The sequence below is a fragment of the Streptomyces flavochromogenes genome, assembly GCF_000717595.1.
GTDB lineage: Bacteria > Actinomycetota > Actinomycetes > Streptomycetales > Streptomycetaceae > Streptomyces > Streptomyces flavochromogenes.
In genome coordinates, this window is the sequence record NZ_JNZO01000012.1 from 283,340 (window position 1) to 303,043 (window position 19,704).

The window sequence follows — 19,704 nt, forward strand, 5'->3', positions numbered from 1 at the left end:
CTCAGGCCTTCTCGTCGTTCTTCTCGGGCTTGCGCGGCAGCAGGGGGGCGGAGCCGATCGGCTTGTAGGCGCCGTTCTGGACCGCGAAGACGAAGGTGCCCCCCATGCCCAGATCACCGGCCTCGGTGAAGTTGTAACCGCCCATCGCGCCCTTGTAGTTCTGCTTGCGCAGCGCGGCCCACAGCCCCTTGCGCGCGGGCTTGCCTCCGGCCTTCGCCTGGGCCGTCAGTTGCTCGATCGTCATCGTGACCACGTCGTACGACTCGCCCGCGTAGTACGCGGGGGCAGCGCCGTACCGCTTGCGGTGCGCGGCGCTGAAGGATGCGGCCGACTTCTGCGTGGCCGGGTCGGCGACGGGCGCACACACGAACCAGCCCTCGGCGGCCGCCCCGGCCTGCCGGAGGAACTCCTGGCCGAACACGGCCTGGCCGGTGAACCTCGGTCCGGTGAAGCCGAGTTCGCCGAGCGCGCGGGCGGCGAGAACGGCGGTCTCGGTGACGCCGCAATGGATGTAGGCGTCGATGCCCGCGTCGATCATCTCGCCGAGCACGCGGCGGTACGCGCGCGTACGGGCCGGGACGACCCGGAAGTGCGGGGTGATTCCGGCCTGCCCGAAACCGAAGCGCACGCCGCCGGTGACCTGCCAGCTGTAGTGGTCTTCGGTCCGGTCCTCCAGCACCCCGGGGCGGCGGATCCCAGGCAGCAGCGTGGCCGCGAAGGCGAGGTGGGTGCCCGCGCTGATGTGGTTCGGGATGGCGCGCAGGACCGTCTCGTTCCGTGCGGCGCCCGCTCGTAGGGTGAGCAGGTTGTACCCGGCCGAGACCGTGATCAGCGGGATCCCGGCCTCCTCGAAGGCGGGAATGACGGCCTGGGCGACGGCGTCGGAGGTGGGGCCGAGGACGGCGAGGACCCCGGGGTCGGTGGTGAGGGCTTTGGTGGACTCCAGGGCCCGGGCCGAGTCGCCCCGGTCGTCGACGACCTTGAGGCCGAGCGTGAAGGGCTTGTCCTTTCGGGCGTTGAACTGCTCGACCGCGAGGCGAGCGCCGCGCTCCTGGGCCCGGCCGATGTCCTTGGCCGGCCCGGACAGGTCGGCGAGGACCCCGATGGTCCAGCCGGTGCGGGGCGGGGCTGCCTTCCTGCCGCCCTCCTTGCCGTCCGCCTCGTCCTCGCCGCGCCCGGCCCAGACGGCCGCCGCGCCGCTGCCGACGGCCAGGACGGCGGCGCCCGAAGCGAGCAGCAGGAAGCCGCGTCTGCTCCTCTTCGGCGCTTCCTGGCCGGTGATGCCGCCCGTCTCGGTGACGTCGATCTCCGGCAGGGCGAGCATTCGGGCCGAGCGTTCGGCGATGGTCCGGACGACCGGGGCGGGCAGCCAGTCGGCGCCGTCGCCGGGGGTGTCCTCGGTGAGCCGCACGCCGGTCTCGGCGGCGGTGGGCCGGGCGCCCGGGTCCTTGGCGAGGCAGGCCCGGACGAGATCGAGCAGCCCTTCGGGGACGCCGGTGAGGTCGGGTTCGTCATGGACGGTCCGGTACATCAGGGCGTCCACGGCGCCGGTGCCGAAGGGCGGGCGGCCGGTCGCCGCGTAGGCGAGGAGGCCGCCGAGGGCGAAGACGTCGGCGGGCGGCCCGATGGCGTCGACGCGGGCCTCGGCCTGCTCGGGGGCGAGGAAGCCGGGCGTGCCGACGACCATGTCGGTGGCGGTGAGCGCGGTCTCTCCGGTGGCGCGGGCGATGCCGAAGTCGATGAGGCGCGGGCCGTCGACGGCGAGGAGGACGTTGCCGGGCTTGACGTCCCTGTGGACGAGCCCGGCCGCGTGCACGGCGGCGAGCGCGCGGGCGACGGACCAGCCGAGGAGGCGGACACTCCGCTCGGGCAGCGGGCCGTGGGCGGTGACGGCCTCGCCGAGGGAGGGTCCGGCGACGAAGGCGGTGGCCATCCACGGTTCGGGGGCGTCAGGATCGGCACCGATGACGGGTACGGCCCAGGGGCTGGAGACCCGGCGGGCGGCCTCGACCTCGCGGCGGAAGCGGGCGCGGAAGTCGGGCTGGTCGGCCTGGTCGGCGTGGGTGACCTTGACGGCGGCGAGCTCGCCGGCGGCGGTGCGGCCGAGGTAGACGACGCCCATGCCGCCGGCGCCGAGCCGGCCGAGGAGCCGGTATCCGCCGATCGCGGACGGGTCGGAGGGCAGCAGAGGCTGGAGGGCGCCTGGCTCGGGCCGGGACTGCGGGGCGGTGGGGCTCACGACTGGACCTCCAGCTCGTCCTTGGCGCGATCGAGCATGGTGACGAGCGCCCGAATCTGCGCCTGGCTCGTGCCGGTGATCGTGCCGTCGTTCATCTCGCTGTAGCCGGGGGCTCCCTTGACGACGGTGGCGACGGTGATCTGTCCGAGTCGTGACTGGTACCAGCTGTAGGACTGCTTCCCCTTCACGGCGTCGTTGAGGTAGGAGCCGCCCTCGCGGATCGAGTCGTGGGCGGTGCCGTTGCCTCCGACACCGAAGGGGTTGCCGAGCGACATGAGCTCGGTGATCCGTTCGCCGTCGCGCAGTTTCTGGTCGGGGCAGCGCAGCGCCTCTTCGAGGGTCGAGGCCATCTCCCAGTCGGCGTCGGACTCGGTGCGGTGCACGGTGACGGTGGCGGCGACCCGCAGGACGCCCTTGCCGCCGACGGCGGGGAGTTCGCTGTAGGCGGTGACGCTGGCAAGGACGCCGGCCGGCCGGGTCCCGGTCTCCCAGGAGCAGGTGGCGCCGAGGACGGGCCAGTAGTCCGGGTTGCTGAGGTACGGGGTGCGCTTGACGTAGCCCGCGGCCCAGGCGTCGGGCCCGGCGACGACGGCCAGGGCGAGGCGTCTGGCCTCCGCCTCGGTCTTCGGCGCTCGCTTCGGGTCCGGGGTGAAGTCGAGCTCGGTCGGTGCGGCCGTCGGGGCCGGTACGCTGGCCGGGGCCTTGGTCGGGGCCGCCGTCCTGCCCGTACTCCCCTTGCCGTCGGGTTTCTCGCCGCCGCTGGTGCAGCCGGCAGCCATCACCCCGCCCACCAGTACGACACAGCAGGCACGCCACAGTCTTCGGTCCCCGTACGCCACAGTTCCCCCACGGTCCCTCACGGTTTCCCCACGAACGGTGAGCAGATCGTACGGCCCGGCGCCGACAACTCGCCTTGGTTACAACATCATTGGGACGGATTCGTGGCGCGCTCGCGACGCGACGCGTCGTACCGGCCGCGGGCTTCCTCGACCTCCGGGACCCTGCGCTCCGACCAGCGGGCCAGCTCCCAGACCTGGCGGGCGGCCTCCTCGCCGATCCCGGTGAGGCTGTAGTCGACGCGCGGCGGGATGACGGGCTTGGCGTCGCGGTGGACGAAGCCGTCGCGCTCCAGGGTCTGGAGCGTCTGGGTGAGCATCTTCTCGCTCACGCGGCCCACACGCCGGCGCAGCTCGCTGAAGCGGTACGAGCGCTCGCGCAGCGCGATGAGGATCAGGACGCCCCAGCGGCTGGTGACGTGCTCCAGGACCAGGCGGGACGGGCACATGGCGCCGTCGACGTCCGCGAGCAGACTCTTCGGTTCCTCACTTACTCCCATACCAGTACCTTACTTCAAAGTGGGTACTTACGAAAGGTTAGCGCCAGACGTACGGTGAGTGCATCGCCCACCGCACCCCACGGGAAAAGGACGCACCATGAGCCTCGTCGTCACCGGAGCCACCGGCCAGCTCGGCCGTCTCGTCATCGACGCCCTCCTCGCCGACCCCACCGTCCCCGCCGAGTCCGTCGTCGCCGTCGTCCGCGACAAGGCGAAGGCCGCCGGCCTCGCGGAGCGCGGTGTCGAGCTGCGGATCGCGGACTACAGCAAGCCGGAGACCCTGGCCGGCGCCTTCGAGGCCGGCGACCGGGTGCTCCTCGTCTCGGGCAGCGAGGTCGGGCAGCGCGTCGCCCAGCACACCGCCGTGATCGACGCCGCCAAGGCCGCGGGCGTGGCCCAGCTCGCGTACACCGGCGTCCTCGGCGGCGACGAGGCCGACTTCGACCTGGCCGCCGAGCACAAGGTCACCGAGCGGCTGGTCCTCGACTCCGGCCTGCCGTACACCTTCCTGCGCAACGGCTGGTACACCGAGAACTACACGGCCAACCTCGCCCCGGTCCTGGCCCACGGCGCCGTCGTCGCCAACGCCGGCGAGGGCCGGATCGCCTCCGCCTCCCGCGCCGACTACGCCGCCGCCGCGGCCGCCGTCCTGGCCGGTCCCGCCGATGAGCACCTGAACAAGGCGTACGAGCTGAGCGGCGACACCGCCTGGTCGCTCGCCGAGTACGCGGCCGAGGTCGCCGCGCAGTCCGGCCGGGAGATCACGTACAGCAACGTGCCCGCCGAGGCGCACCTCGCGATCCTCACCGGCGCCGGTGTCCCGGCCCCGTTCGCCGAGATCCTGGTCGACGTCGACCGGGCCGTGGAGCACGGCGCGCTCGCCCGGCAGACCGGCGACCTGGCCCGCCTCATCGGCCGCCCGACCACCCCGATCGCCGTGACGATCAAGGAAGCCCTCGCCGGCTCCTGACCACCACTCCCTACGGTCATGACCGTATTGCGGTACGGACATGACAACCTGCCCCGTGCGGCGCTACCTTCGACAGGACAGCGCGGCACAGGGCGGGAGGTCCGGTGAAGACGGAGAACGAGGAACGAGCAGGATTGCTCTACGGGATCGGCGCCTACGGCATGTGGGGACTGGTCCCGCTCTTCTGGCCCCTCCTCAAGCCCGCCGGATCGGTGGAGATCCTCGCCCACCGCATGGTGTGGTCCCTGGTCTTCGTCGGCGTGGCCCTCCTCGCGGTGCGCCGCTGGGGCTGGATCCGCGAGCTCGTCCGCAGCCCGCGCAAGCTCGGCCTGATCACCGTCGCCGCCGCCGTCATCACGGTGAACTGGGGCCTCTACATCTGGTCCGTCAACACGGGCCATGTCGTCGAGGCCTCCCTCGGCTACTTCATCAACCCGCTCGTCACCATCGCCCTCGGCGTCCTCGTCCTCCAGGAACGGCTGCGCCCCGCGCAGTGGGCCGCGGTCGCCATCGGCTTCACCGCCGTCCTCGTCCTGGCGATCGGATACGGCCGGCCGCCCTGGATCTCCCTGACCCTCGCCTTCTCCTTCGCCGTCTACGGCCTGGTGAAGAAGAAGGTCAACATCGGCGGCCTCGAGTCGCTCGCCGCCGAGACCGCGATCCAGTTCCTGCCGGCCCTCGGCTACCTCGTCTGGCTCGGCACCCAGGGCACCCTGGCCTTCGGCTCCCACGGCGCGGGCCACACGGCCCTGCTCGCCGCCACCGGCATCGTCACGGCGGTGCCGCTCGTCTGCTTCGGGGCGGCCGCGATCCGCGTACCGCTGTCGACGCTCGGCCTCCTGCAGTACCTGGCGCCGACCTTCCAGTTCCTTCTCGGGGTCCTCTACTTCCACGAGGAGATGCCCCCGGAGCGCTGGGCGGGCTTCTCCCTCGTCTGGCTGGCCCTGACGATCCTCACCTGGGACGCCCTGCGCACGGCCCGCCGGAGCAGGGCGGCGATGGAGGCGGCGAAGGCGACGGCCGAAGCCGCGTCGGCCGCCGACGCCACGGCGGAGCCCGCTCAGGCAACGGCGGCGGCGGCACCCGCGGCGTCCACCGTTCGACAGGCGCCCTGACCTCACACGTCCAGCAGGTCGTGCTCCCGGATCAGCCAGCAGACCGCCGTCAGGCGGAGGGTCGCGAAGTCGTGGCCGACGGGCTCGGTCCAGTCGACCCCGGTCAGCCAGTCGGTGAACCCGAGAACGTAGTCGGCGAGCTCCTCCCGCCGGACGGTCCGGTCCTGATCCCGCCCCCGCTGGGCCGGGATCAGGGCATCGCACACGGCCGCGGCGTGCTGGTCCACGGCAGCCGCGAGCCCCGGCTCGGAGGTCATCTCCGAGAGCCGGGGCATGTACGTGGCGGCGACCCCGATCAGCGGACAGCCGGGCGAATCGTTCATCCCTCTACATTAGGTGCGTACACGGACGCCCAGGCCGTGACCTTGGTCGCAGCGTCCGGGACGTCCGCCCGGCCGGCGGTTACCGGTCCGCGGGTCGGTTCCCTCTTGTGACCGTGCGCGTCCTGCGGGAGCATCTGGTGCCATGGAAGCCACTGTGAAGTCGCCGAGTCACTGCACGGGAACGTACGGGGACGACGGGGATCCCGACCCCTTCCAGTGGGACGCCCGCGAGGACTGCGAGGTGCGGCAGATCCTCGACCGGGTCGCCGACAAGTGGTCGCTCCTCGTCATCGCCCTCCTCGACCGCCGGGTGCTGCGCTTCACGGAGCTCAAGCGCGAGATCGACGGCGTCAGCCAGCGCATGCTGACCGTGACCCTGCGCCAGCTGGAGCGCGACGGTCTGGTGAAGCGCACCGTCCACCCGGTCGTCCCGCCCCGCGTCGAGTACGAACTGACGCCCCTGGGCGGCACGCTGCACACCACGATCCGTTCCCTCGTCACCTGGACCGAGCAGCACCAGAACGAGATCGCGGCCGCACGGGAGGAGTACGACGCACGGGAGAAGGCGACGCTGTCCTGAGGGGCCCGCCCCTCACCGCCCGCCGCCGGCCTCCGCCACGTCCGCGGGCAGGACGCGGATAACCGGTGGCCCCGGCCCCGCACTTCACCCATCCTCAGGGCCATGGAAGAAACGAACTCGGCCATCGACGAGCCGACGTACCGCATCCGCGCGCTCCACACCGACCGTACGGTCACCGTCTACCAGGCGTACCGGCCCGGGATCGGCCTCCCCGCGGCCCGCGAGGGACGGTTTCCGGCCGCCTGGAAGCGGGACCGGATGACATGGATCAAGCCGTCGTTCCTCTGGATGATGTACCGCTCGGGCTGGGGGAAGAAGGAGGGCCAGGAGACCGTCCTCGCCGTGGAGATCACCCGCGAGGGCTTCGAGTGGGCCCTGCGGAACGCCTGCCTCTCCCACTACAAGCGCGGGTTCCACCCCGACCAGGCCACCTGGAAGCGGGAGCTGAGGCAGGCGCCGGCGCGGGTCCAGTGGGACCCGGAGCGCGATCCGCACCTCCGGGCGCTCCCGTACCGCTCGCTGCAGCTCGGCCTGTCGGGCGAGGCGTCCCGCCGGTACGCGGACGAGTGGACCGTGTCCGTACGCGACGTGACCCCGCTCGCGCACCGGGTCCACGAGCTGGTCCGCTCGGGTGCCCCGGAGGCGGCCCGGCTCCTGCTCCCGCGCGAGGAGCCGTACCCGGAGCCCCCCGGCCTGCTCGACCACCTGCGCGGTCAGGGGCCGCGGGAGCTCAGGCGGCCGGTGCCGGCGCCGTGACGACCGAGAAGTTGAAGTCGCCGGTGCCGAGCATCCCGTAGAGCCGCAGCCACAGCTGTACGAGCTGCTCGGTGGCGCGGGCGCTCGTCAGGTCGCCGAGGTCGAGGATCCGGTCGGGCGCCCAGCCGAACGAGCCGAGCAGGCCGGCGACGACGGCCTTGGCGTCCTCGTCGTCGCCGCTGAGGAAGACGTTGTGATGCCCGGGGACGCGGCCGGGCTCGACCATGACCGTGTTGGTCATGGTGTTGAGCGACTTGACGACCCGGGTCTCCGAGAAGGCGTGCTGGAGCTGCTCGGCGACGCTGGCGCCGTCGGGGGTGACGACCTTGGGCGGGAAGCCCTCGGAGAAGTCGAGCCCGTTCGACACGTCGAGGAGGACCTTGCCGCGCAGCCTGTCCGCGCCCACGGACCGCAGGACGGCGAGGGAGACGAGCCCGCCGGTCGCGTTGACGACGAGCTCGGCGGGCCCTGCGACGCCCGCGAAGGTGCCGTGCCCGCCGCCGTACTCGCCGGCCCACTTGACGGCCTCGGCGTTGTCGGCGGTACGGGAGCCGATGGCGACCTCGTGGCCGAGGGAGGCGAGCTTCGTGGCGAGTCGGCGGCCGACTTCGCCGGTGCCGAGTACGGCGATCTTCATGGGGTGCGCTCCCTCGATGGAGACGGCGGCCGGGATGCCGACCCTACGCCGGACCGGACGCGGCCGCCGCTCCGTTCACCCTCGGGGAGGTCAGACGCCGGACGGGTCGCGGGGCGCGCGCCGCATGGCCCAGAGAGCGGGACCGCCGCCGGGCAGGGAGGCCTCGCCGAGGACGACGAAGCCGAAGTGCTCGTAGACGGGGAGGTTGTCCGGCTTGGAGGACTCCAGGTAGACGGGCATGCCGGCGGCATCGGCCTGCGCGAGACCGGACCGCAGCAGCGCGGAGCCGTGACCCTGACCGCGGGCGGCCGGGTCGGCGCCGATGACGGCGAGGTACCAGTGGGGCTCGGGAGGCGTGTGCTCGGCGGCCGCCTCGACGGCCTGACGGAAGAGATCGGCGCGGTCGCCGAGGATCTCCTGGAGCTCCTGGACGGTGGCGGCGTCGGGGACGGCCTTGTCCTGCCCTTCGGGCGCCACCCAGAAGGCGGCGGCCGAGTCGGTGCGCTCGCAGACGCCGTGCAGCCCGTACTGCCGGGTGAAGAGGGTCGTGAAGTACCGCCCGAGCCCGGCCTCACGCGAGGCGTCGTCGGGGAAGAACCAGCGCATCATCGGGTCGTCGCCGAAGGCGCGCGCCAGGACGCCGCCGACCATCGGGGCGTCGTCGATTATTGCCGCTTTCGGTGTGTTCGAGGTAGGCATACGGGTCATTCTGCATCCCGGATGATCTTCACGAACGGGTGGGGTCGGTACGGGCGAGGGCACGGCGGTGCGTACGATCTCGGTCATCACGCCCTGCGGACGGTCGGGTTGAGCGCCGCCCGGGACTTCGGCAGCCTCGGTAGCCTTCCGCACATGGACCAGGATCCGCCCGACCCCCCGCTCCTCCGTGACGTCCACCCCTCCCTCGTCCGCGAGCTCGTGCGGCTGCTCGAGAGCGAGGGCGAGCGTGCGCTCGCCCTCGTCGTTCACGACGTGCGGATGTACGGCCCCTGCGGCTGCGACGACGACTTCTGCCAGAGCATCCGCACCTCCGACCACCCCCAGGGGCAGCCCTACGGCGAAGGCCACCGCTGTGTCCCGCTCCTCCCCGAGGACGGGATGCTCAACCTGGACGTCGTGCACGGCCGGATCGTCTTCATCGAGATCCTCGACCAACCGCCTCTGATCCGTGCCGACTTCACCCCCGAACCCCCCTCACCCTCCCCGTGAAACTCGGTCGAGGACCGCCCCCGGGGTCTCCTACGATCACGCCCATGGCGACCTTCGTCCACCTCACCCCCGCCGCCAACTCCGCCCGCGTCCGTCGCGCCGGGCTCAAGGCCGCCGGGCACGCCGCGTGGCGCGGCGTGTTCCTCTTCCCCGTGCTCCCCTCGTACACCCTCACCCACCAATGGCTGCGTGAGCTCGCCCGCCGCCCCGGTCCCCGGGGGCTCGTCGCCGTCCACGTCCGACTGCCCGACGACGAGCTCGTGACCGTCGGGCGGTACAGCGATCACCAGCCCCCGCAGGTGTCGGCCGCCGAGGCCGTGCGGCGGATCGCCGGCGCCGACGACTGCCGGGGCTGGGAGGTGTTCCTGCCACGCTCCGTCGCCCCCGCCGAGGTGCGGCACATCCGGCCCGTACGCCAGGTCAACGGGTGGCGCTACCGCCCCGGCGCCCACGGCACACCGCCCTGCCTCTGTTTCGGCTGCCGGGACCGGGGCGGCTACGGCGCCCGTCGGCTCCGCGAGCGGCGGCCCCATCCGCTCGACGGGCCGCCGCCCGCTCCCCGCGTGCTGCTCGCCCGGGTCGAGGCGGCCGAGGCCCGCGGCGACACGGCGGCGCTCCGTGAGGCGCTCCGCTGGTACGGGATGCGGCGACGCGCTCCGCTGGCGCGTCTCTCCGGGCTCGCCCGGCATGACGACCCGGCCGTGCGGATCGCTCTCGTCGAGGCCGCTTCCTCCTGGTCGACTCCCGGAGTCGACCTGCTTCTGCGGGAGTTGGCGCACGACCCGGATCCGGGGGTGCGAGAGGCCGTCATGGACGTGCTTGTTCGGTGAGCGAACGCACCTGACCGGTTTCCGCTCTTGACGCGGAGTCAAAATCTCACTGAACATTCAGCACGCACAACAGAACATCTGAACACCCAGACAACTGAACACAGCACACGCACTCGCACAGCTCCAGCGCCTCGTGGCACTCAAGCCCGAGGCGTCTCGCACGTTCCGTCCCATCCCCGTTCGGAATCCGGAGCCCCCACAGATGAACATCTCCGTGCCCAGACGTGTCACCAAAGCCACCGCGGTCGCCGCTCTCGCGGCGCTCGCCCTCGCCGGGCTCACCGGCACCACCGCCTCGGCCAACCCGGCCGCGGCCGCCGCCGCACCCGACATCCCGCTGGCCAACGTCAAGCAGCACTTGACGGACCTCCAGTCGATCGCCACCGCCAACGGCGGCAACCGCGCCCACGGCCGTACCGGCTACAAGGCGTCGATCGACTTCGTGAAGGCCAAGCTGGACGCCGCCGGATACACCACCACCGTGCAGCAGTTCACCTCCGGCGGATCCACCGGCTACAACCTGATAGCCGACTGGCCCGGCGGCGACCCGAACCAGGTCCTGATGGCCGGTTCGCACCTGGACTCCGTGACCTCGGGTCCCGGCATCAACGACAACGGCTCCGGCTCCGCGGCGGTCCTCGAAACCGCCCTCGCCGTGGCCCGCTCCGGCTACCAGCCCACCAAGCATCTGCGTTTCGGCTGGTGGGGCGCGGAGGAGCTCGGTCTCGTCGGCTCGAAGTACTACGTGGCCCAGCTGCCCACCGCCGAGCGCGCCAAGCTCTCGGGCTACCTCAACTTCGACATGATCGGCTCGCCGAACCCGGGCTACTTCGTCTACGACGACGACCCGGCGATCGAGACGACGTTCAAGAACTACTTCGCCGGCCTCGGCGTCCCGACGGAGATCGAGACGGAGGGCGACGGCCGCTCCGACCACGCCTCCTTCAAGAACGTCGGCGTCCCCGTCGGCGGCCTCTTCACGGGCGCCAGCCGGGTCAAGTCCAGTGCCCAGGTGCAGAAGTGGGGCGGCACGGCCACGGCCTTCGACCGCTGCTACCACTCGTCCTGCGACACGACGTCGAACATCAACGACACCGCCCTCGACCGGAACAGCGACGCGATCGCGCACGCGATCTGGACGCTGTCCGCCGGCACGACCACGCCGCCCGGCACGGTCTTCGAGAACACGGCCGACGTGTCCATCCCGGACAACGGCGCCGCGGTGACCTCGACGGTCAACGTCACGGGGGTCACGGGCAACGCGCCCTCCACCCTCAAGGTGGACGTGAACATCGTCCACACCTACCGCGGTGACCTCGTCGTCGACCTCGTCGCCCCGGACGGCTCGGTCTACAGCCCGGGGTCCCAACTCTTCGCCGTACAGCTCTACTTACCGGCGTTCGCCGCGTCCACCAGCGCGTCCTTCGTCACCGCGCCGACGTACACCTTGCCGTCGTCGGTGAGGAGCGCGTTCACGATCTTCGTCTTGAAGAGGGTGCCCGAGCCGAACGGGCCGGTGACCTTGTCGCCGAAGGAGTCCAGGAGCCCCTGGAACTCCTTCGGCGCCTCGTCCGTCCCGGGCACCGGCGCCCCGGTGTCGATCTTCGCGATCGTCGTCCAGCCCTCGCCGATGACGTTCACGCCGCCCTTGCCGGAGTCGAGGCCGGGACCGAAGCCGCCGAACGCGTCCTCAAGGCCCTCCGGCAGCTGACCGCCGAACGGGTCGCCCTTCTCACCCGCCGCCTTCTCCGCTCCGCCCTCGGTCACCTTCGCGCCCTCCGGCGCCTTGAAGGTGAAGTCGGAGGCCGCCGGCTTCGAGAAGTCCACCTTCGTGAAGCCCGCGTCGACGACGGGCTTGCCGCCCTCGACCGAGGAGAGGGTGAACTTCAGCGGGGTGCCGTTCGCCGCGTCCACCGCGATCTTCACGGACTCGACCGTCGAACCGGACTGCTTCGGCTTGATCACCAGCTGGTACGCGTCCCGGCCGGCCACCTTCGCCGTACCGTCGACGGTGATCGACGTGGTGTCGCCCGCCGCCTTCAGGACCTCGTCCGCGAGCTGCTTGGGCGTGCCCGGAAGCTCCTTGCCCTTCGGGCCCTCGTGGGCACCCGTGGCGTCCGCGCCCGCCGGGGCCTTCTCGTGGAAGACCTCCTTGGACTTGCTGTCGTACGCCCAGACGTCGTCGCCGTTGTGGATCAGGCTGTACTCGTCGGAGCCGTCGAGCAGGGTCAGCTTCTGACGCTCGGGGCCGTCCGCCGCCACCCGCAGGGTGTGGCTGCCGGAGACGAGCTGGGTCAGCCGCTCCGAGGGGTCGACCGACGCGCTGCCGCCGGCGCCGCCCGTGCCGCCCGCGAGGCCGCCGAGGCCGGACGTCAGGCCCTCCAGGGGCAGACCCAGGTCGGTGGAGATCCGGAACGTGCCGGACAGGGTCTGGGTGTCGGAGGCGGCGATCTTCTCGATGAGCTGCTGGGCGGTGATCTCCGGCAGATCGGGGTCGCCGGACGCCGCCAGCGCCGGGACAAGGCCGATGGTCGCCGCGGCAACTCCTGCCACCGCGACCGGGACGATGTACCGGCTCGCCTTACGGGTCTGTGCCATGGTCTCCCCTACCTCCGTGCCCTTCACGGGCCCTCGTGGTCGATGTCTCCATCTCACCAAAGGGGAGGTGCGGAAGCGTCAGCCCCGGGGATCAACCTCACGTACTGCTTCGGGATGACCCGACCCTGAGAGAGGCCGCCGTGCGGCGGACCGCGTCGGGCCCGCCCGGACGCCGCTGACGGACCGCGCCGGCCCGCTCGTACGCCGCTCCCGGGGGCCTCAGCCCGCCCGGTGCACCACCGCGTCGCACATCTCCGCGAGGGCGGCCTTCGCGTACCCGTCCGGCAGCGGCGCGAGCATCGCGCGCGCCTCCTCCGCGTACCGCACGGTGTCCCGGCGGGCCTGCTCCAGGGCCGGGTGGGCGCGCAGTCGGCGCAGGACCTCGGCGTGCCGGGTGTCGTCGGTCAGGTCGCCGTCGACGAGCTCGACGAGCTCCTGGTCCTCGGGCCGCCCGTGGGCGGCGGCCGCGGCCCGCAGGCGCAGAACGGGCAGGGTCGGGATGCCCTCACGGAGGTCGGTGCCGGGGGTCTTGCCGGACTCGTGGGAGTCGGAGGCGATGTCGAGGACGTCGTCGGCGAGCTGGAAGGCGACGCCGAGCCGTTCGCCGTACTGGGTGAGGATGTCGACGACGCTCTCGTCGGCGCCGGACATCATGGCGCCGAAGCGGCAGGAGACGGCCACGAGGGAGCCGGTCTTGCCGCCGAGGACGTCGAGGTAGTGGTCGACCGGGTCGCGGCCCTCCTGCGGGCCCGCGGTCTCCAGGATCTGACCGGTGACGAGCCGTTCGAACGCCTCGGACTGGATGCGCACGGCCTCGGGACCGAGGTCCGCGAGCGTGTGCGAGGCGCGGGCGAAGAGGAAGTCACCCGTGAGGACGGCGATCGAGTTGCCCCAGCGGGTGTTGGCGCTGTCGACACCGCGCCGGACGTCGGCCTCGTCCATGACGTCGTCGTGGTACAGCGTGGCCAGGTGGGTGAGTTCGACGACGACGGCGGAGGGCACGACGCCGGGCGCGTAGGGGTCGCCGAACTGGGCGGCGAGCATCACGAGCAGGGGGCGGAACCGCTTGCCACCGGCCAGGACGAGGTGCTGCGCGGCCTCCGTGATGAAGGGGACATCGCTCTTGGTGGCGTCGAGGAGGCCCGCCTCCACTGCCGCCAACCCGGCTTGGACATCGGCCTCAAGAGCCTGGTCCCGCACGCTAAGACCGAACGGCCCGACGACGGTCACGAGGGGGTCTCCTGTCTGCTGACGCCTGCTGATGTTCCCACGAATCGTTCACACGGATTGCCGGCGATCACGCTGACGATCACATGGATTGTCGATGTGTCGCTCGATTCACTCAAGCCAGCGTATCCGGTCACCTTTCGATCACCGTGGGCGCCTTCCCGTCACCCCCGGTATGTTCGGGATCAGCTCATACGACCAGGAGTATGCCTTTTGTCCCGAACAACGATCGACACCGATACGAACGGCGAGCAGCCTCCCCCCGAGGACGACCGCGCCTTCTTCGGGCAGCCCCGGGGTCTGCTGACCCTCTCCGGCCTGGAGGTCTGGGAGCGGTTCTCCTTCCTCGGCATGCAGGCGATCCTCGTCCTCTACTTCGCCGCCGCCGTCTCCGACGGCGGTCTCGGCATGGCGCCGGGCACCGCGGCCTCGGTCTCCGCGGCGTACGGCACGCTCGTCTACCTGGTCTCGGTGGCCGGCGGCTGGCTCGCGGACCGCATCCTCGGCTCGTACCGCGCGGTCCTCTGGGGCGGCATCCTGATCGCCTGCGGCCACTACGCGATGGCCGTGCCGACGGCCGCCATGACCTGGGTGGGCCTCGGCCTGATCAGCGCGGGCACGGGACTGCTCAAGCCGAACGTGGCGACCATGGTCGGCAAGCTGTACCGGACGGACGACGACCGCCGGGACGCCGGCTTCGCGCTCTACTACATGGCGATCAACATCGGCGCGTTCGCCGGCCCGCTGATCACCGGCTGGCTCGCCGACCACAAGGGCTACCACTGGGGCTTCTCCGCCGCCGCGCTCGGCATGACGCTCGGCCTCGTCCAGTACGTGGCGGGCCGCCGTCACCTGGCCGGACGCAAGCACTCCGCCGAGTTCGCGCTGGCCCCCGAGGCCATGCGGCGGGCGGTCCGGCTGATGATCGGCGGCGCGGTCGTGGTGGCCCTCGTCGCCACCGCCCTCGCGCTCGCGGGCTGGCTGACCATGGACCGCTTCGTGGACGTGCTGACCGTGATCTCGGTGATCGCGCCGGTCGTCTACTTCTGGGTGATGTTCACGAGCCCCCGGGTCACCGCGGAGGAGCGCGGCCGCCTCAAGCCGTACGTCGTGCTGTTCCTGGCCTCGGTCGTCTTCAACTTCATCCTCTTCCAGGCGTACTCGACGATGATCCTGCTGGCGTCCACCAACGCCCGTACGACCATCCTCGGCTTCGACTTCCCGGCGAGCTGGTACGCCTCCGCCCTCGGCGCCTTCGAGGTGGCCCTGGCGCCCGTCGTGGCCGCCGTATGGGCCCGGATGGGGCACAGGCAGCCGCACGCCTCCAACAAGATCGCCTTCGGTGTGATCCTCGGCGGTCTGTCGTTCCTCCTGATGGTCCTGCCGACGTCCGGGCACGCCGACGACACGTACCGGATGGCCGCCTGGTGGATCGTCGGCTCGTACCTGCTCCTCGGCCTCGGAGACGTGCTCCTGGAGACCTCCGGGATGTCGGCCACCAGCAAGCTCGCCCCGAAAGCCTTCTCCAGCCAGACCATGTCGCTCTGGTTCCTCTCGCTCGCACTCGCCAACGGCATCCAGGCACAGACCGTGAAGCTCTACGACGACGTCTCCAAGCCCGTCTACTTCGGGGTGAACGGCGCCGTGGCCGTGGTCGTCGGCCTCGTCGTGATCGCCCTGGCGCCCTGGCTGCGCCGCACCATGCACCCCGTCCGCTGAGCACCGCCCACCCGTCCCTTGAGGTGACCTGATGACGAAGATCCGTACCGACTTCCCGTACGAGACCCGCCACGAGGACCTCCGCATCCCGCTCCCGGACGGAACCCGGCTGTACGCGCGCGTGTGGCGGCCGCTCACCGACGAGCCCGTGCCGGCGCTCCTGGAGTACCTGCCGTACCGGCTCACCGACTGGACGGCGCCCCGGGACTGGCAGCGCCACCCTTGGTACGCGGGCCACGGCTACGCCTCCGTACGGGTCGACGTCCGCGGCCACGGCAACAGCGAGGGCCTGCCCGGCGACGAGTACGACCCGGTCGAGCTCGCCGACGGCGTGGCCGTCGTGAACTGGCTCGCCGAGCAGCCGTGGTGCACCGGCAAGGTCGGCATGTTCGGCATCTCGTGGGGCGGCTTCAACTCGCTCCAGATCGCCGCGCTCGCCCCCGAGCCCCTCAAGGCGATCGTCACCGTCTGCTCCACCGACGACCGCTACGACAACGACGTCCACTACATGGGCGGCTCGGTCCTCGCCGTCGACATGCACGCCTGGGCCGCCACCATGCTCGCCTTCGTCTGCCGCCCGCCCGACCCGCAGTACGTGGGCGAGGAGTGGCGCGCGATGTGGCTGAAGCGCCTGGAGGCCGTGGAACCGTTCCTGCACACCTGGCTCTCCCACCAGACCCGCGACGCGTACTGGCGGCACGGCAGCGTCTGCGAGGACTACGGCGCGATCCGGGCCGCCGTCCTCGCCGTCGGCGGCTGGCACGACCCGTACCGCGACACCGTCCTGCGGCTCGCCGAGCACCTCCCCCAGGACCGGGTGCGCGGCATCATCGGCCCCTGGTCGCACCAGTACCCGGACCGCGGCCTGCCGCCCGGCCCGGCCATCGGCTTCCTCCAGGAGACCCTCCGCTGGTGGGACCACCACCTCAAGGACGTTGACAACGACGTGATGGCCGAGCCGCTGCTCCGCTCCTGGATCAGCGACTCGCACCTGCCGGCGACGGTGTACGACGAGCTGCCGGGACGCTGGGTCACCGACCCCGCCTGGCCCTCCCCGAACGTCACCCCCGTGACGTACGCCTTCCAGGGCGTGCCGGTCGTGGTCGACTCGCCGCAGCAGACCGGGCTCGACGCGGGCCGCTTCTTCCCCTTCGGCAACGACGCCGACCTGCCGCCCGACCAGCGCGACGAGGACGCCCACTCGGCCTGCTTCGACTTTCCCGTCCCGGAGGACGGCGGCCCCGTCGAGATCCTCGGCAGACCGTCGGTGAGCCTCGCCCTGCGCACGGCCGCCCCGACGGGGCAGGTCGTCGCCCGGCTCTGCGACATCGCCCCCGACGGCTCCTCCACCCTGGTCACCCGGGGCGTGCTGAACTTCTCCGCCCGCTACGGCCGCGACCGTGCCGTCGAGGCGCAGATCGGCGAGACGGAGAGCTTCGTCTTCGAGCTGAACGGCATCGGCCACGCCTTCGCGCCGGGCCACCGGGTGCGCCTCGCGGTCTCGTCCACGTACTGGCCGTGGATCTGGCCGCAGCCGGACGCGGCGGGCTTCACCCTCGACCCGGCGGGCTCCGCCCTCACCCTGCCGGTCCGCCGCCCCACCGAGGACGCCGTCGACTGGGAGGAGCCGGAGCAGTCGGAACCGCTCGGCGTGGTCTTCCCGCGCACCCTGGAGGAACCGCGCCCGGAGCGGGTGGTGGTCAGGGACGTGGCGAAGGGCGAATGGACCCTGGAGGTCGACCCGAGGTACGGCGGCACCCGCGTGTACCCGGACGGACTGGAGTTCACTGAGGACGCGGTGGAGACGTACACGATCGACGAGAGCGGCCCGCTGTCCGCCCGTACGAACTCGGAGTGGACGATCCGGCTGCACCGCCCGGAGCTGGCCTGGGACGTCACGGTCGACACCCGCTCGGAGATCACCTGCGACGCGGACGCGTTCTTCGCGGTGAACGAGGTGGTGTGCAAGGAGGGCGGGGAGGTCGTCTTCCACCGGACGTGGGAGAAGACAATTCCCAGAACGGCGGGGTGAACCCCGGGCGCGAACCGCCGGCGCGTTCCCTGACGCCCGGGCGACGAGAGGTCGGAACCGTGCATCACCTGGGAGCCGTGTTCGCCCTGCTGGGCGAACCGCGCGCCGCCGGCGCGGACCGCGCGGCGTGGGAACGCCTGGAGGAGACCCTGGGAGTCACGCTCCCGGAGGACTACCGGGCCGTCGTGGACGCGTACGCCCCGGCGCAGCTGAACCGGCAGCTGTACCTGCTTCATCCGGCGGACGACCTGGCCCTGTGGATGGAGCAGACCCTCCGGGCCTTCCGGAACACCTCCTGGGACGACGGCGTGGTGTGTCCCGGGTTCGAGGAGACGGGCCCCCGGTTCGGCGGCAGGACCGGACTGGTGCCCCTCGCCACCAGCGACCGGGGCGACCACGTGTTCGCCGTGCGGGACGACGTGCCGGACGGCTGGCGGATCCTCACCTGCGACGGCGACGAGCAGGACTTCTACGAGTACCGGATGGGGTTCGCCGAGTGGCTGCACGGCTATCTCACCGGCGGCGACATGGTCGGGCCTGACAGCGCCGCGACATGAGTACGGGCCCGCACCCCGTGATGCCGGAGTGCGGGCCCGTACGCGTGGCTTACGCGTTCGCGCCGGCCTTGCGGCGGCGGGCGATCACCAGCGCGCCGGCACCGAGGGCGACGGTCGCGGCGGCCGCGAGGCCGAGCTGGGTGAGGTTCTCGTTCGCGCCGGTGGCGGCCAGGTTGCCCTTCACCGGGGTGCTCGAGGAACCGCCCTGCTGGGTGGTGTTGTCGTTGCCACCGGCGGTGGGCGCCGGGGTGGGCGTCGCGGTGGTCTCCGACGGGGTCGGCTGGGGCTTCGGCTTGTCGGTCTTGGCCGCGAGGATGTCGAAGTTCGCGTGCGCGTACTCCTCACCGAGGCCGCAGGTCTTGTCGTTGTTCTCGTACGCGCCGACGGCGAAGGCGACACCGGGGCCGACCGGGGTCTTGGCGTCGAGCGTGAGCCGCAGCTTCACGTCGGCGTGGCCGCCCTTGGCGATCGCGCCGACCTCGACCGCGTCGAAGTCCTCCGTGACCGGCGACCAGTGCGGGTTGCCGGCGCCGGTCCACTCGACGGTGATGTACCGCTTGAAGAAGCCGTTCTCGTCTTCCGGCCCCTCACCGTCCAGGAGCGGGGTGGCGTCGGCGTAGGCCTCGACCTGGTCCAGGACCCGGTCGGTGGTGTTGGTGATGCGCAGGGAGAAGATGGCGCTCGTGCCGACGGTGACCTTCTTGGGGCCGGTGAGCGCGACCTTGACGGCGTCGTCCACCTTGCAGTCGTCGAGACCGCCGTTCTCGAACTCCTCCAGGGCCTTCTCGGCCGCGGCGAGCTCCTCCTGCGCGGTCTTCAGCTCCTTGTCGATGCGCGAGAGCTGACGGAACAGCTCCACCATGGCGTCGTCGGAGGCCTCGTCGGCGGCGTCGAACCGGACCTGCGCGGCGGCCTTGGCGGCGTCGGCGGCCTCGACGGCCTTCTTCGCGTCGGCGACGGCCTTCTCGGCGTCCGCCTTCTGCTGCTCGGTGGGCGGCGTCTCGCCCTCGGCGGGGGTCTCCAGGAGCTTCTTGAGCGCCGCCTCGGCCTTGGCCAGCGTCTCGTCGGCGGTGGTCTTGGCGGCCTTGGCGGCGTCCAGGGCCTTCTTCGCCTCGGCGAGCTCGGTCGCCACGGCCTCGCCGACGTCCTTGGCCGCGATCTTCTTCTCGTAGCCGTCGCGCTCGGCGTCGAGCGCCGCGATCTTCGCCTCCGCCTTGGTGACGGCGGCGACGAGCTTCTCGTACTCGTCGAAGTCCGGGTCCTCGTCACCCGGGGTGGTCTTCTGCGTCGAGGCGGGCGCCGGCTTCGTGTCGGCGAAGGCGGGCGCGGCCGAGAGGAACACGACCGGGGTGGTCACAGCGGCGGCCACGGCGGTCGCGAGGATGCGACGAATCTTCACAGTGCGGGACCCTTTTTCCTGGTCAGGGAAGGATGAAAGAAATGCGGGGGCGCGCGCCTGCGGCAACTTCACGCGGCGCGCTACCACCGTGATCGTATGGCCAGGACCGGCCGTTCGGCAGACCTGTTTTCGCAGCTCGGAGCGGGGTCGGGCACGCTTCTGCCACACAAAGCGCGC

Annotated in this window: 18 protein-coding genes and 1 pseudogene; 10 read left to right on the top strand and 9 right to left on the bottom strand. The window is 71.6% G+C overall.

Translation table 11 applies throughout. From position 1 onward, the window contains the following. Window position 1 precedes the first annotated feature (1 nt). The 3 genes from IF00_RS0116670 to IF00_RS0116680 form a co-directional block, all read right to left on the bottom strand. Entirely contained in the window at window positions 2-2,239 is a 2,238-nt protein-coding gene (locus tag IF00_RS0116670; RefSeq protein WP_051820293.1) for a bifunctional serine/threonine-protein kinase/ABC transporter substrate-binding protein, read from the bottom strand. Next, on the bottom strand, window positions 2,236-3,018 hold the full coding sequence (locus IF00_RS0116675) for a hypothetical protein (RefSeq protein WP_051820295.1): 783 nt from the start codon (window positions 3,016-3,018) through the stop codon (window positions 2,236-2,238). The genes IF00_RS0116670 and IF00_RS0116675 overlap by 4 nt, the downstream gene beginning before the upstream one ends. 146 nt (window positions 3,019-3,164) lie before the next feature. Continuing rightward, window positions 3,165-3,575, bottom strand: coding sequence for a winged helix-turn-helix transcriptional regulator (locus IF00_RS0116680; RefSeq protein WP_030318790.1), 411 nt, complete (start codon window positions 3,573-3,575; stop codon window positions 3,165-3,167). Window positions 3,576-3,672: 97 nt separating this feature from the next. On the opposite strand from IF00_RS0116680, the gene IF00_RS0116685 reads away from it, so the two are divergent. Together IF00_RS0116685 and rarD are read left to right on the top strand one after the other, a co-directional pair. Continuing rightward, a complete protein-coding gene (locus IF00_RS0116685; protein ID WP_030318792.1) occupies window positions 3,673-4,545 on the top strand; it encodes an SDR family oxidoreductase in 873 nt (290 codons plus the stop codon). Between the two features lie 104 nt (window positions 4,546-4,649). Then, window positions 4,650-5,660 carry an EamA family transporter RarD gene (gene rarD / locus IF00_RS0116690; protein WP_030318793.1) on the top strand — a complete coding sequence of 337 codons (1,011 nt, stop codon included), beginning with the start codon at window positions 4,650-4,652 and terminating at the stop codon, window positions 5,658-5,660. Window positions 5,661-5,662: 2 nt separating this feature from the next. On the opposite strand, the gene IF00_RS0116695 is transcribed toward rarD, so the two are convergent. Further along, a complete protein-coding gene (locus IF00_RS0116695) occupies window positions 5,663-5,983 on the bottom strand; it encodes a DUF6401 family natural product biosynthesis protein (RefSeq protein WP_030318795.1) in 321 nt (106 codons plus the stop codon). Between the two features lie 142 nt (window positions 5,984-6,125). Between IF00_RS0116695 and IF00_RS0116700 the strand changes: the two genes are divergently transcribed. Then, window positions 6,126-6,563 carry a winged helix-turn-helix transcriptional regulator gene (locus IF00_RS0116700; RefSeq protein WP_030318797.1) on the top strand — a complete coding sequence of 146 codons (438 nt, stop codon included), beginning with the start codon at window positions 6,126-6,128 and terminating at the stop codon, window positions 6,561-6,563. Between the two features lie 102 nt (window positions 6,564-6,665). Next, window positions 6,666-7,319, top strand: coding sequence for a DUF4291 domain-containing protein (locus IF00_RS0116710; protein WP_037638348.1), 654 nt, complete (start codon window positions 6,666-6,668; stop codon window positions 7,317-7,319). Here the strand turns inward: IF00_RS0116710 and IF00_RS0116715 are convergent. Next, entirely contained in the window at window positions 7,294-7,956 is a 663-nt protein-coding gene (locus IF00_RS0116715; protein ID WP_030318800.1) for an NADPH-dependent F420 reductase, read from the bottom strand. The genes IF00_RS0116710 and IF00_RS0116715 overlap by 26 nt on opposite strands. A gap of 90 nt (window positions 7,957-8,046) precedes the next feature. Continuing rightward, entirely contained in the window at window positions 8,047-8,664 is a 618-nt protein-coding gene (locus IF00_RS0116720) for a GNAT family N-acetyltransferase (RefSeq protein WP_030318802.1), read from the bottom strand. A gap of 144 nt (window positions 8,665-8,808) precedes the next feature. On the opposite strand from IF00_RS0116720, the gene IF00_RS0116725 reads away from it, so the two are divergent. From IF00_RS0116725 to IF00_RS43780, 3 genes are all read left to right on the top strand, one after another. Then, window positions 8,809-9,165 (top strand): hypothetical protein, encoded by a 357-nt coding sequence (locus IF00_RS0116725; RefSeq protein ID WP_051820314.1) that lies wholly within the window; start codon window positions 8,809-8,811, stop codon window positions 9,163-9,165. 44 nt (window positions 9,166-9,209) lie between these two features. Continuing rightward, on the top strand, window positions 9,210-9,995 hold the full coding sequence (locus IF00_RS0116730; RefSeq protein ID WP_030318805.1) for a HEAT repeat domain-containing protein: 786 nt from the start codon (window positions 9,210-9,212) through the stop codon (window positions 9,993-9,995). A 202-nt stretch (window positions 9,996-10,197) separates the two neighbouring features. Then, a complete protein-coding gene (locus IF00_RS43780) occupies window positions 10,198-11,706 on the top strand; it encodes a M28 family peptidase (protein WP_030318807.1) in 1,509 nt (502 codons plus the stop codon). 68 nt (window positions 11,707-11,774) lie between these two features. On the opposite strand, the pseudogene IF00_RS47650 reads toward IF00_RS43780, so the two are convergent. Continuing rightward, window positions 11,775-12,593: pseudogene (locus tag IF00_RS47650) on the bottom strand (sigma-E factor regulatory protein RseB domain-containing protein); the annotation flags it as partial. A 219-nt stretch (window positions 12,594-12,812) separates the two neighbouring features. Further along, complete coding sequence (locus tag IF00_RS0116745; RefSeq protein ID WP_030318811.1) at window positions 12,813-13,823, bottom strand: polyprenyl synthetase family protein; 1,011 nt, start codon at window positions 13,821-13,823, stop codon at window positions 12,813-12,815. Window positions 13,824-14,033: 210 nt separating this feature from the next. On the opposite strand from IF00_RS0116745, the gene IF00_RS0116750 reads away from it, so the two are divergent. Genes IF00_RS0116750 through IF00_RS0116760 form a run of 3 tightly spaced genes read left to right on the top strand, consistent with a single transcriptional unit; the run spans window position 14,034 to window position 18,128 of the window. Continuing rightward, on the top strand, window positions 14,034-15,539 hold the full coding sequence (locus IF00_RS0116750; RefSeq protein ID WP_030318812.1) for a peptide MFS transporter: 1,506 nt from the start codon (window positions 14,034-14,036) through the stop codon (window positions 15,537-15,539). A gap of 31 nt (window positions 15,540-15,570) precedes the next feature. Then, window positions 15,571-17,571, top strand: coding sequence for a CocE/NonD family hydrolase (locus IF00_RS0116755; protein WP_030318814.1), 2,001 nt, complete (start codon window positions 15,571-15,573; stop codon window positions 17,569-17,571). Between the two features lie 59 nt (window positions 17,572-17,630). Further along, window positions 17,631-18,128, top strand: a complete 498-nt coding sequence (locus IF00_RS0116760; protein ID WP_245234544.1) for an SMI1/KNR4 family protein — start codon at window positions 17,631-17,633, stop codon at window positions 18,126-18,128. Window positions 18,129-18,177: 49 nt separating this feature from the next. Here the strand turns inward: IF00_RS0116760 and IF00_RS0116765 are convergent, their stop codons facing one another. Beyond that, window positions 18,178-19,527 carry a hypothetical protein gene (locus tag IF00_RS0116765; protein WP_030318819.1) on the bottom strand — a complete coding sequence of 450 codons (1,350 nt, stop codon included), beginning with the start codon at window positions 19,525-19,527 and terminating at the stop codon, window positions 18,178-18,180. Window positions 19,528-19,704 lie beyond the last annotated feature (177 nt).

What these genes read in the sequence shown, in the direction of transcription:
- IF00_RS0116675 (WP_051820295.1), bottom strand. Translation starts at nt 3,018, where the DNA reads ATGGCTGCCGGCTGCACCAGCGGCGGCGAGAAACCCGACGGCAAGGGG.
- IF00_RS0116680 (WP_030318790.1), bottom strand. Translation starts at nt 3,575, where the DNA reads ATGGGAGTAAGTGAGGAACCGAAGAGTCTGCTCGCGGACGTCGACGGC.
- IF00_RS0116685 (WP_030318792.1), top strand. Translation starts at nt 3,673, where the DNA reads ATGAGCCTCGTCGTCACCGGAGCCACCGGCCAGCTCGGCCGTCTCGTC.
- IF00_RS0116695 (WP_030318795.1), bottom strand. Translation starts at nt 5,983, where the DNA reads ATGAACGATTCGCCCGGCTGTCCGCTGATCGGGGTCGCCGCCACGTAC.
- IF00_RS0116700 (WP_030318797.1), top strand. Translation starts at nt 6,126, where the DNA reads ATGGAAGCCACTGTGAAGTCGCCGAGTCACTGCACGGGAACGTACGGG.
- IF00_RS0116710 (WP_037638348.1), top strand. Translation starts at nt 6,666, where the DNA reads ATGGAAGAAACGAACTCGGCCATCGACGAGCCGACGTACCGCATCCGC.
- IF00_RS0116715 (WP_030318800.1), bottom strand. Translation starts at nt 7,956, where the DNA reads ATGAAGATCGCCGTACTCGGCACCGGCGAAGTCGGCCGCCGACTCGCC.
- IF00_RS0116720 (WP_030318802.1), bottom strand. Translation starts at nt 8,664, where the DNA reads ATGACCCGTATGCCTACCTCGAACACACCGAAAGCGGCAATAATCGAC.
- IF00_RS0116725 (WP_051820314.1), top strand. Translation starts at nt 8,809, where the DNA reads ATGGACCAGGATCCGCCCGACCCCCCGCTCCTCCGTGACGTCCACCCC.
- IF00_RS0116730 (WP_030318805.1), top strand. Translation starts at nt 9,210, where the DNA reads ATGGCGACCTTCGTCCACCTCACCCCCGCCGCCAACTCCGCCCGCGTC.
- IF00_RS43780 (WP_030318807.1), top strand. Translation starts at nt 10,198, where the DNA reads ATGAACATCTCCGTGCCCAGACGTGTCACCAAAGCCACCGCGGTCGCC.
- IF00_RS0116755 (WP_030318814.1), top strand. Translation starts at nt 15,571, where the DNA reads ATGACGAAGATCCGTACCGACTTCCCGTACGAGACCCGCCACGAGGAC.